Annotated in this window: 12 protein-coding genes; all 12 read right to left on the bottom strand. The window is 56.8% G+C overall.

The window, feature by feature from the left end; genetic code table 11:
• Positions 1 to 26: 26 nt before the first annotated feature.
• The gene (locus NSND_RS13035) at positions 27 to 488 is read right to left on the bottom strand and encodes a response regulator (RefSeq protein ID WP_200810531.1); all 462 of its coding nucleotides are present in this window, start codon (positions 486 to 488) and stop codon (positions 27 to 29) included.
• On the bottom strand, positions 485 to 1,984 hold the full coding sequence (locus tag NSND_RS13030) for a sensor histidine kinase (protein WP_080879411.1): 1,500 nt from the start codon (positions 1,982 to 1,984) through the stop codon (positions 485 to 487). Before NSND_RS13030 ends, NSND_RS13035 begins: the two co-directional genes overlap by 4 nt.
• Before the next feature lie 150 nt (positions 1,985 to 2,134).
• The gene (locus NSND_RS13025) at positions 2,135 to 3,631 is read right to left on the bottom strand and encodes an NADH-quinone oxidoreductase subunit N (protein WP_080879410.1); all 1,497 of its coding nucleotides are present in this window, start codon (positions 3,629 to 3,631) and stop codon (positions 2,135 to 2,137) included.
• On the bottom strand, positions 3,628 to 5,283 hold the full coding sequence (locus NSND_RS13020) for a complex I subunit 4 family protein (protein ID WP_080879409.1): 1,656 nt from the start codon (positions 5,281 to 5,283) through the stop codon (positions 3,628 to 3,630). Before NSND_RS13020 ends, NSND_RS13025 begins: the two co-directional genes overlap by 4 nt.
• 4 nt (positions 5,284 to 5,287) lie before the next feature.
• Positions 5,288 to 6,847 carry a complex I subunit 4 family protein gene (locus NSND_RS13015; RefSeq protein WP_080879408.1) on the bottom strand — a complete coding sequence of 520 codons (1,560 nt, stop codon included), beginning with the start codon at positions 6,845 to 6,847 and terminating at the stop codon, positions 5,288 to 5,290.
• Between the two features lie 24 nt (positions 6,848 to 6,871).
• Entirely contained in the window at positions 6,872 to 8,875 is a 2,004-nt protein-coding gene (gene nuoL / locus NSND_RS13010) for an NADH-quinone oxidoreductase subunit L (protein ID WP_080879407.1), read from the bottom strand.
• Between the two features lies 1 nt (position 8,876).
• Entirely contained in the window at positions 8,877 to 9,179 is a 303-nt protein-coding gene (gene nuoK, locus NSND_RS13005; RefSeq protein WP_013246838.1) for an NADH-quinone oxidoreductase subunit NuoK, read from the bottom strand.
• Positions 9,176 to 9,700 (bottom strand): NADH-quinone oxidoreductase subunit J family protein, encoded by a 525-nt coding sequence (locus NSND_RS13000; RefSeq protein ID WP_080879406.1) that lies wholly within the window; start codon positions 9,698 to 9,700, stop codon positions 9,176 to 9,178. The genes nuoK and NSND_RS13000 overlap by 4 nt, the downstream gene beginning before the upstream one ends.
• Before the next feature lie 10 nt (positions 9,701 to 9,710).
• Complete coding sequence (nuoI, locus tag NSND_RS12995) at positions 9,711 to 10,283, bottom strand: NADH-quinone oxidoreductase subunit NuoI (protein ID WP_235000243.1); 573 nt, start codon at positions 10,281 to 10,283, stop codon at positions 9,711 to 9,713.
• Between the two features lie 59 nt (positions 10,284 to 10,342).
• Entirely contained in the window at positions 10,343 to 13,051 is a 2,709-nt protein-coding gene (locus tag NSND_RS12990) for a molybdopterin-dependent oxidoreductase (RefSeq protein WP_080879404.1), read from the bottom strand.
• 80 nt (positions 13,052 to 13,131) lie between these two features.
• Complete coding sequence (nuoD, locus tag NSND_RS12985) at positions 13,132 to 14,274, bottom strand: NADH dehydrogenase (quinone) subunit D (RefSeq protein WP_369974249.1); 1,143 nt, start codon at positions 14,272 to 14,274, stop codon at positions 13,132 to 13,134.
• A 133-nt stretch (positions 14,275 to 14,407) separates the two neighbouring features.
• Entirely contained in the window at positions 14,408 to 14,905 is a 498-nt protein-coding gene (locus NSND_RS12980) for an NADH-quinone oxidoreductase subunit C (RefSeq protein WP_080879402.1), read from the bottom strand.
• Positions 14,906 to 14,922: the final 17 nt, after the last annotated feature.

Below are 14,922 nucleotides of genomic sequence, written 5' to 3'. Positions count from 1 at the left end.
GAACAGAGTCCTGAACGGGGGTTAGGTCATCGGCTGGTTACGCGGCTCGCCCCCTCAGGAGGCGGTTCGTTGATCATTCCCCAGAACACACCGAGCTCTTTGACGGCTTTGAGAAACTGATGAAACTCGACAGGCTTGACCACATAGGCGTTGGCGCCCAAAGCATAACTTTCAACCAGGTCCCGCTCTTCCCTGGACGATGTCAGCATCACCACGGGGATGGGTTTCAGGGCGGCGTCGCTCTTAATGGTACGCAGCACTTCGAGGCCGTCGACTTTGGGCATCTTCAAGTCGAGGAGTACCACCGCGGGATTGCCCTGGAGCCGGGCTTTGAAGTGGCCACGGCAGTAGAGGTAATCCAATACTTCGGCGCCGTCGTGACAGAGGATGACCTTGTCCGCAAGGTGATGTTCTTCCATCGCCGCCAGAGCGAGCTCGGCATCGCGTGGATTGTCTTCCGCCAGTAATATGGGTTTGGTCAGGGTCATGCCGATGTCCTCGCCAACGGGAGGCTGACGTAAAAGGTCGCGCCTTCGCCGAGCGCACCTTCTGCCCAGGTCTTCCCGCCATGCCGGTGAATAATGCGTCTGACATTGGCCAGTCCGATACCCGTCCCCTCGAACTCATCCGCTCGGTGGAGCCGCTGAAAGACGCCGAACAGCTTGTTCGCGTAGCGCATATCAAATCCTACCCCATTGTCGCGTACGAATAACACCGCTTCCTGCTGCCCGTTGTCACGGCTTCCGATCTCGATCGTAGCCTGCGGCTGCGTACCGGTAAACTTGATCGCGTTGGCCACGAGATTCATAAAGACCTGTCGTAACATGGCTGCATCCCCCGTGACTTCAGGGAGTTGAGCGATTGTCCACGAGATTGTCCGATCTTGCAAGTCATGTCGCAGATCGTGCAGCACGGAGGCGATCAACTGGTTCAGGTTGACCGTCCCGCGCAGCATTTCCTGTCGCCCCATCCGGGAAAACACTAACAGATCGTCGATGAGTTGTCCCATCCTGGTGGCGGATTCAGAGATCGTCTGTAAGTATCGCTTCGCTTTGTCGTCAAGCGAGATGGAGGCGGCCTTGGCCAGCAGCGAGGCGTAGCCGTCGATATGCCGTAACGGGGCTCGTAAGTCGTGGGAGACGGAATAGCTGAACGCCTCCAGCTCTTTATTGGCGGCCTCCAGCAATTCGCCCCGGCGCTGGAGTTCATCGGCAATCCGCCGCCGTGCCGTAATGTCATGCCGAATCAGATAGTACACGGCAGCCAGCAGTACGAACAGCAGAAGGGCGCCGATGATCAGGAGGATGATGCTCGAGCGCGTGGTCGTGGTGGATTCGATGACCCGTTGCGCGAGAGCCTTGGTTTCGTCCTGCTCCATCTGCGCGTGCAGTCGACGGACGGAATCGAGCGCGGTTTTGGCGACACCGGCCAGGGCCAATGTCCGGACAGACTCGAACCCCGTCTCCTTTCGCAGGTCGATGGCGGCTCGCTCTTCCCGCAGTTGTTGGGTGATCAACTGTTCCAGTTGGGTGACGCGTGCGCGCTGAATGCTGCCCGGCTCGGTGAGTTCCCGCAGGTAGCCGAGGTATTCCGGTGCGCGTTCTTGCAGGGTGTTGTAGGCGGAGAGGTAACTTTCGTCCCCGGTGACCAGGAATCGTCGGTGGCCGTTTTCTGCATCGTCGATGGCCTCCCCGGTCGCGGCCAGGGATTGGATGAACTCGTGACTCCGTTGGTCGTGATGACCGTTTCGGATGAGCACCGTCATATTGCGATACGAAATGGCAGAAATGACCAGGATGCCGGCAAACACGAGGCCGAAGCCAGCGAGTACGCGTTGTTCAATGGAGCGGTTCTGAAATGCCAGGACCAACGGCCCAAGAATAGAAAGACGCGAAAGAATACGTGCGCTCCAGGGAAGGGTAGGAAGGACGGACTCCACGTCTGTGTTGACGGCCTGTTGGGGTTTCGGTTCGTCCATATTCATGCGAGAACCAGGCGGAGGTATTGAGAAGCGTCCGAGCAAGGCTGCAGAGCCTCGGCGAACCGCTCACCGATCAGGCGATTGTATTGTAGCAGAAGCTATTGATACGCGAAGGGATTTGATTGAATTCGTAAGGCGGATCGAAGCTGGCCCTTACCCGCCGAACGGCACGACTGGTACGGGAATGGAAGCGGCAGGGCCTAGAAGATTGGAAAACATCAGCGTGGCGGCTACGGCCCAGTCGAGGAACGGCTGTGGATAGATACCGATCACGAGTGTGCCGGCCAATCCGACATAGATGACCGCCCGTAACGGACCCGTCGTCTTGATGGGAGAAGAATCGAGCGGTTCGTTGATGTACATCTTCTTGACGACGATCAGGTAGTAGTACATCGACACGACGATGTTGATGAGGCCGACCGTGATCAGGATATAGAGCCCCTCCTTGATCGCGGCGACAAAAATATACAACTTGCCGATGAAACCAGCGAGGGGGGGAACTCCGGCCAGCGACAACAGGAAAATCAGCATAGCAAAGGCCAGAAACGGCGAGCGCCGGTTGAGTCCTCTGTAGTCATCGATTTCATCGCTGCCCACTGCATTGCTGATCGCCATGATAACGGCGAAGGCTCCGAGGTTCGCAAAGAGATAGGTCAGGAGGTAGAACAAGATGGAATCGGTCCCCATCTTGGTCCCCGCCGCCAGACCAATCAGCACGTTGCCGACTTGTGCGATACCGGAATAGGCTAACAAACGTTTCACATTTCGTTGTGCGATCGCCACGATGTTGCCGTAGGTCATCGAGAGGATGGAGGTTGCCACGATGAGCAATGCCCAGGCCGGTTTGAAGGTCGCCAGCGCCACTAAGAAGAGGCGCAGCAAAATCGCAAAGGCGGCTACCTTGGGTGCGATCGACAGGAAGGCGGTGACCGGCGTCGGTGCGCCGTGGTATGTGTCCGGGATCCATGAATGGAATGGGACCGCGCCGATCTTGAATCCCAAGGCCGCAAAAATGAGCAGGAAGCCGATGACGAGTCCGGTAGTCGGGGCTGCGCCAGTCATGTCTGAGAAGACGAGCTTGCCTGTTTCGCCATAGACCAGGCTGATGCCATAGGCGAGCAAGCCCGCTGCAAAGACTCCCAGGATGAAGAACTTGAGACCGGCCTCGTTGGATGCCACATCGTCACGGAGATAGGACACCAGGACATAAAAGCCGAATGTCGCGAACTCCAGGGTGACGAAGAGCGACAGCAAATCGTTGGCGGAGGTCATGAACATCATGCCCAATGCCGACATCACGACAAGGAAATAATATTCGCCACGGAAGAACGCAAAGCGGTGCACATAATCGATCGACAAGAGAATGACCAGGATCGTGGCGAGGAGGATCATCACTTTGAAGAAGATCGCCATCCGGTCCAGCACGAACATCTTGCCGAACAGGGTGCCGGTGATGCCGGTCACATCAAACCAGGCCAGGCAGGCCAGCGTGATCACTAATCCAAGAATGCTCAGGTAGGCGAGCTGTTCCTGGACGATCCGTTTGAACGAAAAATCGACGATCAGGATGACGCACAGCCAGGCAGTGAGGAACAGCTCCGGTAGCAGCAACAGGAGATCGCTGACTGACAGGGTAAGGGAAAAAGTCATCGCGGGGTCACCTTCGCAAGTGCTTCACGGGAAGCAGATGTGGGTATGGTTGGCGAGGTGGCATGTGGAAGGTTCATAGGGTGCTCCGCAACCGGGACGACCTTGGTGATACGAGCGATCAAGGGATCAACCCCGGATCGGACGACGGAGTAGAGGTGCCCCGGGAAAATTCCAAAACTGATGCTGACGGTGATCATGATCAGCAGCGGCATACGATCAACGACGGTCACGGCATCATGTGAGTGGCTGTATTTCTCCGCCATGGATCCATAGAACAGGCCGCGCATCATCTTGAAGAGATAGGCCATGGTCAGCACGATACCGAGGACGGCAACGACGACCTGGAAGGGATATTTGTTCCAACTGCCGACAATGATCATGACTTCAGCGATAAAGTTCACGGTGCCGGGCATTCCGATCGAGGCCATGCAGCCGATGACGAAGGCGGCGGAAATAAATGGCATCCGGTTGGAGAGGCCTCCCAGCGAGGGAATGTCGCGGGTGTGGGTTTGATCGTAGACCCAGCCGGCCATGGCGAAGAGCATCCCGGTGGCCATAGCGTGAGCGAACATATAGATGACGGCCCCGCTCAGGCTGATGTAGTCGAGGGCGGCCATGCCAAGGAACACGTAGCCCATATGGCTGGAGCTGGAATAGCCGATGACGTATTTGGTGTCCTTTGCGTAATAGGCGACGAGCCCGCCGTAGATGATGCTGAAGATGCACAGCACCGCGGCAATGGGCATGAGTTCGCGGGTGGTCTCGGGCAGGATTTCGAAGGCGACCCGGATAATCGAGAAATGTCCCAATTTCATCAGCACGCCTGCGTGCAACATGCTGGTTGCCGCCGGGGCGGCCGCGTGGCCGACGGGAGACCAGGAGTGCAGCGGCCAGATCGGAGCGATCGACGCAAAGCCGAAAAAGATCAACAGCCAGATCAGCGTGGCCAGAGGCCCCGAGAAATGGGCCTGCTCGCGCAACACCAGAATATCGAAGGTGTTGAGTCCTGAGAACTTGTAAATCAGGAGAATACCCATCAATGCCGCGACGGCGAAGGCAGACAGAAACAGGACCAACTTCATGGCCGCATATTCTTTGCTGTTCGCGCCGAAATTGAAGATAAAGCCGACGGAATCCCGCTGCTTGAGGCCTTCGGCGTCCGTCATCTCGAGATACTTTTTCGTGTGGCTCCCCCACATGCCCAAGAGGAGATACATGGGGATCACGGACATTTCGTAGAAGAAATACAGGAAGAACAAATCCAAGGACATGAATACGCCGATGGTCGCCGCGGCAAGAATCAGAATCCAGATGTAAAACTCTTTGACCCGGTCTTTGATGTGCCAGGAGACGAAAATGCCGGCGAAGAGGAGGATGCCGGAGGCCAGGACCAGCGGGGTGCCGATTCCATCCACCCCGAGATGAAGGGAGATCCCCAGCTGTCGTGACCATTCAATCCGCTGGATAAATTGGTAGCCGCCTTTCAACGGATCGTAGGCATAGAAAAGATAGACTGAAGCGATCAATGAGACAAAGGCCGAGCCGGCTGCAATGCCGCGGACCAGCGAGAGCTGGCGGTTGGAGACGAAGATCAGGGCCAGGGCCCCGACAAACGGCGCGAACAAAATAATGAGCAGCGTGTATTCAGCCATGGTCCTACTTAGCCGGCACGTGGATGACAGTGTCTACCGAGGCCACTTTGGCACGATCCAAACGATCGACGAGGGCTTGAATCGATCCATTCATCATTCTCAGGAAGGGTGACGGGTACAGGCCGATCCACAAGATCATCACCGAGAGTGAGAGTGCGATGGTGATTTCCCGCATGTGCAGGTCCTTGATCGTGGCGGAGATATTCTTGCTCAGCGGGCCGAGCATGGCTCGCTCGTAATACCACAAGAAATAGGCCGCTCCGAAGATGACGCCGGTGACCGCCACGGCGCCATACCACCATTTGGCTTTGAAGGCGCCGAGGAGGATCAGAAACTCACCCACAAAACCATTGGTCCCAGGCAGTCCGATGGAGGCCATACCGATCAACAGGAGGAACGAGGCCAGCAGCGGTACCTGTTTCGCGAATCCTCCGAAGGAGGACAATTGGGAACTCTGTTGTCTGGTGGATAAGAAGCCTGCCATGAAGAAGAGGCCGGCGGTGCTGAAACCGAGGTTGATCATGGTCAGGAGGCTCCCCTGCAAGCCCTGGAAATTCAGAGCAAAGAGCCCGACCACCACAAACCCAAGGTGGCTGATGCTGCTGAATGCGAGGAGGCGCTTGAAGTCCGATTGAACGAGCGCCACCACCGCTCCGTACAGAATTGCCGCGAGGGCCAGGACCATGACGATCGAGACGACGCCTTCGCTTTTCGATGCATCGGGAAGTAACGGGAAGGTAAAACGAAGGAAGCCATAGGTACCCAATTTCATCCCGGCTAACATGACGGCCATACCGATGGGTCCTTCAACGAGGGCATCAGGGAGCCAGGTGTGAAATGGGAACACCGGCGCTTTGAAGGCGAATCCCATGAACATCAGCCAGAAGATCAAAATCTGCTGGGAGAGCGGGATCGGGACCGAGAGTAACTCCAGCAGGTCGAATGAGTAGACGTGGTCGAGGTGGTGAGTCACGGCCCACTGGTGATAGTTGATGTCCAGCAAGGCGATGCCGACCAGCATGAAGACGCTGCCCAGGAGTGTGTAGAGCACATACTTGAGGGCTGCGTAATGGCGCTCTGCTCCTCCGCCCCACAATTTGATCAGGAAGTAGCTCGGGATGAGCATGAGTTCCCAGAAGACGAAGAACAGAATCAGGTCGATCGAGGCAAAGATACCCATGGTGGTGGTCTCTAGGGCCAAGAGCGCCATGAAGTACAGGCGGACCTGATTGCGTACGGTATCCCAGGAATAGATGACGACCAGCACGGTGAGAAACGCAGTCAGCCCTACAAAGAGCACGCTGATGCCGTCGACGGCGAGATGGTAGCCGATGCCGAGCGCCGGCATCCAGCGCGCATGCTCGGCGAATTGCATCGCAGCGGAATCCGGCACGAAGCGCACCAGCACCAGGCAGGCCAGGGCCAGTTCCACCAGGGTGATACCCAATGTCGTCGTCTTGAGGAGATCTTCGTCTTCGATCAACCAGAGCACCGCCGCGCCGGCGAGCGGGAGGAAGATCAGATACGAGAGGATCGGGAAGCCAAAACTGAACTCTTCAAGCATCGTGTGTCCAGAAATTCTGCTGCGTCAGCGTGATAAATAGCCGTTGGAACCGCTTCCGGTCCAAATCAAAAGAATGAGGTGCACGAGAATAAAAAGTCCCGCCACAATGATAGCCGCGTACTGATGGACCATGCCGGTCTGAAGCCGCCGCCACGAGCGGGCCAAGCGGTGGTTCGCATAGCCGATGATGTTCAAGCCGGCATAGACCACATGTTTTTCGGTCCAGGTGATGGCCGCCGAACTGGCGTCTGTCCCCCGATCGATAGATCGGACGAGGCCGTCGATGATGGTCCGGTCAAACCAGTCGCAAAGTCTCCCGATCTGCTTGGTCGGTTCCACGAACAGCCGGTCGTACAGTTCGTCGACAAAGTACTTGTTCAGCAGGGTTGTATACACGCCCGGCATCCGTGCGGCGAGCGCATCTGCTGCGGAGGAAGGCCCGCTGTAAAAGTAATGCGCCAGTCCCCAGCCCAGGAGCGCAATGACGGTGGCCGTGCCCATCAGCCCGAGCATCAGCGCGGGCGCGGTGGCGTGCTCCTCCCCGGCCGCACCTGCGACTGAGTGCAGGAAGTGGTGGAACCAGCCGTTTTCAGGCGGAACACCGGGGAACCCGCCAATGACTGAGAGGGTGGCCAGCACGACGAGGGGCCCGATCATCACCATGGGGGATTCGTGCACGTGTTCGGCGGTGTGGTGATCCAGCCGCGAGGTGCCATAGAACGTGAGATAGGTCAGGCGGAACATATAGAACGAGGTCAGGAATGCGCCGACCGCTGCCATGCCGTAGAGCACATAGTGATGATGCACGAAGGCATGGCCCATGATTTCGTCTTTGCTCCAGAAGCCCGCCAAGGGCGGAATTCCGGCAATCGCTATCGTGCCGATCAGGAAGAGTGTATGGGTCCAGGGGATCTTCGACTTTAACGCGCCCATTTTGCGGATATCCTGCTCGCCGGACAATGCGTGGATGACGGACCCGGCCGACAAGAACAAGAGCGCTTTAAAGAACGCATGGGTCATCAGATGGAAGACCGCGGCCGTATACGCTCCGAGACCACAACCGAGGAACATGTACCCGAGCTGGCTGACGGTGGAATAGGCCAGAACGCGCTTGATGTCGGTCTGTACCAGGCCGATTGTAGCAGCGAAGAGCGCGGTGAGTCCGCCGATCCAGGCAACGGTCGTCATGGCGGTGGGCGACAGATCGAAAATGGCATGATTGCGAACGATCATATAGACGCCTGCCGTGACCATGGTGGCCGCATGGATGAGCGCACTGACCGGGGTCGGCCCTTCCATGGCGTCTGGTAGCCAGGTGTAGAGCGGGAGCTGCGCCGATTTGCCGACCGCGCCGATTAAGAGGCAGAGTGCGATCGCAGTGGCCATTTCAGGCGAGAGCTGTGCGGCGTTCTGCATCACCTGGGTGTAGTCGAGGGTTCGGAAGTTCACGAACACCAGGAAGATTGCGAGGAGAAATCCGGCATCACCGATTCGATTGACCACAAAGGCTTTGGTGGCCGCTTTGGCGGCGGACACCTTGTCGTAGTAGTACCCGATCAACAGATAGGAGCAGAGTCCGACGCCTTCCCAGCCGATAAAGAGGACAACGTAGTTATTGCCCATCACCAACAGGAGCATCGAAACCATAAAGAGGTTCATGTACACAAAGAATCGCGTGAAGCCGGATTCTCCGTGCATGTATCCCACGGAGTAGACGTGGATCAGGAATCCCACTCCGGTGATGACCAGCAGCATGATGCAGGTCAAAGGATCGATCAAATAGGCGAGATTGATTGTGAGGTCGCCGCCGAAAATCCATTTGTAGGCGACCACTTCACGAGCCGCGCCTGTACGCAGGGTCTCCGTGAAGACGGCCAGCACACAGAGGAAAGACATGAGGACCGATCCCCACGCGAACCGGTGAGCTAGGTCGTGAGAATACCGATGCCCGAAGAGGCCGTTCACAATGACGGCCATCAGCGGGAACAGAGGAATCAGTTTGACGATCAGATCAATAGAGTCGGACACGTTACCACTTCAACAAATTCATTTCGTCGACGTTGGTTGAAATCTTGCCGCGGAACACCACGATGATGATGGCGAGCCCGATAGCCGCTTCCCCCGCTGCAATGGCGATAATGAAGAGGGCCACGATTTGTCCCTGCATGGCTTCCAAGTAATGGGAGAAGGCGACCAGGTTGATGGTGGCCGCGTTCAGCATGATTTCGACCGACATCAGCACAATAATAAAATTGCGACGGATCAGGACGCCGAGCAACCCCGTCGCAAACAACACGGCACTTACAGCCACATAGGCGGACAAGGGAATCATGCGTCGCGCCTCGTTTCGATCGACTTGGGGGTCTTTGCGAGGACGATCGCGCCGACGATGGCTCCTGTCAGGAACACCCCGATGATTTCAAATTGCAGCAAATACTCGCTGAACATCTTGATGCCGATGGCATGAGCATCTCCGTTCAGCAAGATCGCCGCCGGTGAGGCATCGCCCCTGGAGCCGCCGAACGGGGATCTCACCAACAAGAACAGGAGGTAGGCCAAACCGATGGCCGCTGGTGCGAGAAGATAAGGAGCCTTGGCGTGGAAATAGCGGTCGTCGGTTTTGAGGTTCAGCAACATAAGGACGAACAAATAGAGGACCAAAATGGCCCCGGCGTAGACGATCACTTGGACCGCCCACAAAAATTCGGCGTTCAGCATGACGAAGAGGCCTGAGACGTGAAGGAGCAGGGCCAGGAGCGCCAGACCGCATTGCACCGGATTCTTCAGCGCGACGGTCAGAATGCCGGCGACAATACTTACCACTGCGAAATACGCGAAAAACAGGAAGGCCATAACGGTACGATCAGCTCAAATGTTTGGGTTGTGACTGTGTGGGTTTGAGAACCGACTGCGGAAAGTAATAACGATATTCCCGGCTCTCGTCCGAATTCTTTTCTTGGTTATGGGCGTACAGATATTTTTTGGCGTCCTCGAGGTGACGTTCGCCGACCTCGTAGAGCCTTTTCTTGTCGAAGAGGAGGGTGCGCTTGTCGTGGGTCGAGTATTCGTACATCTTGGTCATCGCGAGCGCGTTGACAGGGCATGCCTCGACACAATAACCGCAAAACACGCACTTGGTGATGTCGATGTAGAACTCGCTGGCAAAGCGCTGCAAGGGACGTTCTGGGTCTTCCTGGCTGATGACTTTGATACAACGGGACGGACATGCCGCTTCGCAAAGGTCGCATCCCACGCAGCGGTCCCGGCCGTCTCCATAACGAAGCAGCCCTAATGCGCCGCGGTGACCGTCGGGGATGGTGCGTTGTTCGCGCGGGTATTGGAAGGTGATGGGGCGATGAAACATATGCTTGAAGGTCACCTTCATGGCGTCCCAAATTTCGTAGAACAACGCCGCCTGAAGAATTTTCTTGGTCAAGGCCCCGACACTCATTCTCACCACCTCTGTCGACATCAAAAAGACGAGCGAGCTTACTCTTACGCACCAACCTTTTCAATCTTTACACGCGTGGATTTGAAGTACGGAACTCCCGTGACTGCGTCCACCTCTACGGCCATCAGGTCCTTCACGGCCGGCTCATTAAAATGCTCGGGGAAGAAGCACGATCCGGGTTGGATATCGGGATCGGCTTTTACGCCGGCTTGCACGGAACCTTGCCGCGAGGTGAGGCGAATGGTGGATTGATCGTTCAGTCCGAGCCGTTCCACATCGGCTGGATTCATTCGTATACGCCCGTTGTTCGGTTCGATATTGATGAGCCCCGATGCATGCGTGGACATTTTCCCGGAATGATAGAGCACTTGTCCGGTCAGTAAGGTAAAGGGCTGCGTGTCGTCGCTGGACGTTGATTGTGCTGTCTGGCGGTGATACCGGCTCGCGACTTCAGCCTCATAGCCGTTCGACAAATAGGCATCGGCCGATGGCGAGACGCGGCGAGGCTGGCCGAGATTGTAGTAGCCCGGTAACAGCTTCATGATTTCATTCTGCACGTCTTGCGGCGATTCATAGGTCCAGTCATATCCCAAACCGTTGGCCAGCGCCGTCATGATATGCCAGTCCGGCAGGCTTTCCCCGACCTGATCAACTGCCTGACGCACACGGAGCACTTTGCCCTCCAGATTGGTGAAGGTGCCGTCCTTTTCCGCGTAGGTGGCAGCCGGGAGGACGACATGCGCCATTTGCCCTGTCTCTGTGAGGAAGGGGTCTTGAACGATGAGCAGTTGGAGCTTCTCGAGCGTCCCGTTCACATCCATGGAGGCGGGCAAAGTGGCCAGGGGATTCTCTCCGATGACATACAACGCCTTGATCTGGCCGTTTCGAATACGGGCGAGAATTTCCAGGAAATTAGCGCCGCTTCCGCTGGCAGGAAGGGTCACGTCCCAAGCTTTCTCGAAGCGTTCCCTTGCCCCTGGATCATCGAATCGTGCCTGCCCGGGGAGGAATTCCGGTGCGACGCCCATATCCACTGCACCCTGCTCATTGATTTCTTCTGTGACCGTGGTCACGCCGCATCCGGGTTGACCTAACTTGCCCGTCACCCAGGCGAGATCAATCAGCTTGAGAACGTTCTGGTAACCGTTCGGCTGCCGGACGATGCCTTCGGCACACAACGCAATGGCGCGCGGGGCTTCAGCAAAAATGGCGGCGATTTCCCGGATCTGCTCGACTGCGATGCCGGTCTGTGCGGAGACCTGTTCGAGGGAGACCTGTGCCAGGGCTTGCTTCAATGCGGAAAAAGCCTGCGGGTGCCGAGTGGTGCTGGCTTCATCGATCAGATCCTGTTCGATCACCGATTTCACCAGCCCATCGATCAAGAACGATTCGCTGCCTGGCTTGACCAAAAGCGGATGCGAAGCTAGTTGCGCGATGTTGGTGTTGGCAGAGTCGACGACGATGACCTGGGAGTGATACACGCGGATGGCTTCCTTGATGCGGACAGCCGTCAGCGGGTTAGTTTCCGTGATATTCGAGCCGATGACCAAGATGGCTTTGGCTTTGGTCAAATCTTCCCAGTCGTTGAGCGGACGGCCGACGCCGACGGCATGACGTACGGCATGAACATAGTTGAGGTGGCCGTAGCGGGCACTGCTGTCGAGCTGGTTGGTTCTTAGCCCGGCGCGCATGAGTTTCTGGAACAGATACAATTCTTCGTTCGTGCAGCGCGCGGTAATCAGCCCGGCGATCGACTCCGGTCCGTGCTTCCGATGAATGTCGGACAATCGATCGATCACAGTTTGCATGGTGTCGAGCCACGGCGTTTCCGTCAGCGTCTCGCCCGTGCGGACGAGAGGCTGCCGAAGGCGTTGTTCACTGTCGATGTACTGGAATCCGAATCGGCCGCGAACGCAGAGTCCACCGTGTCCCTTGGCAGTTTCAGTCCGGTCGCCCCACTTATTTTTCCAGGAGAGCGGGGAAGTCACGCGGACGACTTCGGTGTCTTTGGTTTCGAGATGCATCTGGCAGCCATCACCACAATAGTTGCAGGTGGTGGTGGTTTTTTTCATCTGCCAGGGCTTGTACAGGTACTTGGAATATTTGTTCGTGATCGCGCCGACCGGACAGACAGCCAGGCAGTCTCCGCAGAATTCACAGGCAAGGGGTTGGTCCCCTTTCGCCACGACCTGGTTGAATCCGCCCTTCTTCATGAATTGCAACGCGTCGATCATCAGCACGTCTTTGCAGACGTTGATGCATTCCGCGCAAGCGATGCAGCGATTCATGTTGAAGTCGAGGACGAGACTCCGCGTGTCTTCAGGAATGAACTTTTGCTTCGCATTGGCGAGATTGGTCACACCATGCTGGAAGGCCATGTCCTGGAGCTCGCAATGCCCGTCTGCGTCGCAGACCGGGCAGTCCAGCGGGTGAACCGAGAGATGTTTTTCGACGGCTTTCTTTCGTGCCGCGAAGAGGTCGTCGCCGTCAGTGCGGATCACCATACCGGCTGCCGCCTTGGCAGTGCAGGAACGGACCGGGGCCTTCTTGCCTTCCTGCATGACCAGGCACATACCGCAGGATCCGAAGGGATCAAAGGTATAGTGATAACACATGGCAGGAATAATCTTGCCCGTGCTGGCAATGACATCGTACAGCGAGACGCCATCTTTGGCCGATACCGTCCGTCCGTCGATCGACAGTTCGATCGTGGCCGCTTCGACGTCTGGATTGGTTGCTGGTTTCAAACCCATGAAGTTACCTCAAGTCAAAAGCGATGGGGCGAAAGAATGAATCAGCGCCGCTCACTTTTTCCTTTGTGCTGTATCGGTCTTCATCGATCGCATTCCCCCATGACGATATCGTACGTGCCGAAGATCGTCACGGCGTCCGCGATCATGTAGCCTTTCGACATATGATCGAATGCGCCCATATGGATAAATGACGGGGCGCGGATTTTCAGCCGGTACGGCTTCCCGCCGCCCGTGCTGACGATGTAGAAACCCAATTCGCCTTTATGCGCTTCGGTCCCGCAGTAGATTTCTCCGGGAGGCGCGTTAAACCCTTGCGAGAAGAGTTTGAACTGCTGAATCATGGACTCCAGGTTCGTGAACACGCGTTCTTTCGGAGGCAGAGTCACGCTCGGCACGTCAGCCATGATCGGGCCGTCCTGGATCTGCTCAAGGCACTGGCGGATGATCTTGACGCTTTCGTAGATCTCTTGCACGCGGATCCAGTACCGGTCATAGGTGTCGCCGTTCTTGCCGACCGGGACGCTGAATTCACACTTGGGATAGGCAGAGTATGGCTCGTATTTACGAAGATCGTAATCAACGCCTGAGCCTCGTAACGTCGGTCCGCTCAAGCCAAAGCTCAGTGCATCTTCGGCCGAAATCACGGCCACGCCTTTGGTGCGCGCCAGCCAGATGCGGTTCTTCTCCAGGAAGATCACGTACTCATCGATCTTCGGAGGGAAATAGTCGAGGAACTGTTTCAGCTTGGCGAACAGGGACGGTGTGAAATCGCGCTCGACGCCGCCGATACGATACCAGCTCGTCGTGAGGCGAGCGCCGCACAGTTCATCAAACCAATCGAGCAGAATTTCACGGTCCCGGAAGCAATAGAAGAAGACCGTCATCGCCCCGATGTCGAGGGCCTGCGTGCCGAGCCAGAACTGGTGGCCGATAATGCGCTGGATTTCCGCGACGATCGTGCGCAGGTACTCGGCGCGGTCCGGCACGGTGATGTTCATTAGCTTTTCGACGGCGCGGCAATACGCGAAGTTGTTGTACATCGCACACACGTAATCGAGGCGGTCGGTGTGCGGAATAAACTGATGATATGTGCCTTCTTCAGCCAGCTTTTCTACACCGCGGTGGAGAAAGCCCATCACCGGGGTGGACTTGACCAACCGCTCGCCTTCCAGCTCGAGGATGACTTTCAGCACGCCGTGCGTGCTGGGGTGCTGCGGCCCCATATTGAGGAGCAGCTCTTCCGTTCGCAGGGTTGGAAGCGTCGCGTCTTCCGGATGTTCCGGATCGACTTTATAGATTGTAGTTCGTTGATCTTCGAACTGTGCCATGAGCGTTTAGTAGTCCAAAATGGCCGCCCTACCGGGTCGGCTCGTCCAAAAATTCAAACGTATCGCGCCATCCTTTGCCGCGGAGCGGAAAGTCTTTGCGTAGGGGGTAGCCTTCTTCATACTCGTCCGGCATCAGAATGCGACGAAGGTCGGGATGGTTCCGAAACCGGATTCCCATCATGTCGTACACTTCGCGCTCCATGAAATCAGCGCCCTTCCAGATGTCGGTCAAGGAGTCCACAATACAATCCGACTCCGGAACCCGAGTTTTCAGGCGAATGCGCTGCCGGGTTCGAATCGAATACACCTCATAGACCACTTCGAAACGTTCCTCGTCATCCGGCCAATCGACCGAACTCACATGGACGATGTAGTCGAACCTCATGGCCGGGTCATCGCGTAAAAACTTGCCGATGTCGTGCAAGGCCTCACGTTTGACGGTGACGGAAACATCCCCGCGCCACTCCACCACCTGGGTGCAGGCGCCCGGAAAGGTATCCTCGATACGTTTGGCCAGTTGACTCATTCGGTTCGTTTCCGTGC

The sequence above is a fragment of the Nitrospira sp. ND1 genome (genome assembly GCF_900170025.1).
Taxonomy (GTDB): domain Bacteria; phylum Nitrospirota; class Nitrospiria; order Nitrospirales; family Nitrospiraceae; genus Nitrospira_A.
This window is presented reverse-complemented; position numbering and strand designations above follow the sequence as displayed.

Bases quoted from the DNA above. Each gene is read 5' to 3' on its own strand.
- NSND_RS13035 (WP_200810531.1), bottom strand. From the start codon at position 488: ATGACCCTGACCAAACCCATATTACTGGCGGAAGACAATCCACGCGAT.
- NSND_RS13030 (WP_080879411.1), bottom strand. From the start codon at position 1,984: ATGAATATGGACGAACCGAAACCCCAACAGGCCGTCAACACAGACGTG.
- NSND_RS13025 (WP_080879410.1), bottom strand. From the start codon at position 3,631: ATGACTTTTTCCCTTACCCTGTCAGTCAGCGATCTCCTGTTGCTGCTA.
- NSND_RS13020 (WP_080879409.1), bottom strand. From the start codon at position 5,283: ATGGCTGAATACACGCTGCTCATTATTTTGTTCGCGCCGTTTGTCGGG.
- NSND_RS13015 (WP_080879408.1), bottom strand. From the start codon at position 6,847: ATGCTTGAAGAGTTCAGTTTTGGCTTCCCGATCCTCTCGTATCTGATC.
- nuoK (WP_013246838.1), bottom strand. From the start codon at position 9,179: ATGATTCCCTTGTCCGCCTATGTGGCTGTAAGTGCCGTGTTGTTTGCG.
- NSND_RS13000 (WP_080879406.1), bottom strand. From the start codon at position 9,700: ATGGCCTTCCTGTTTTTCGCGTATTTCGCAGTGGTAAGTATTGTCGCC.
- NSND_RS12990 (WP_080879404.1), bottom strand. From the start codon at position 13,051: ATGGGTTTGAAACCAGCAACCAATCCAGACGTCGAAGCGGCCACGATC.
- nuoD (WP_369974249.1), bottom strand. From the start codon at position 14,274: ATGGGGCCGCAGCACCCCAGCACGCACGGCGTGCTGAAAGTCATCCTC.
- NSND_RS12980 (WP_080879402.1), bottom strand. From the start codon at position 14,905: ATGAGTCAACTGGCCAAACGTATCGAGGATACCTTTCCGGGCGCCTGC.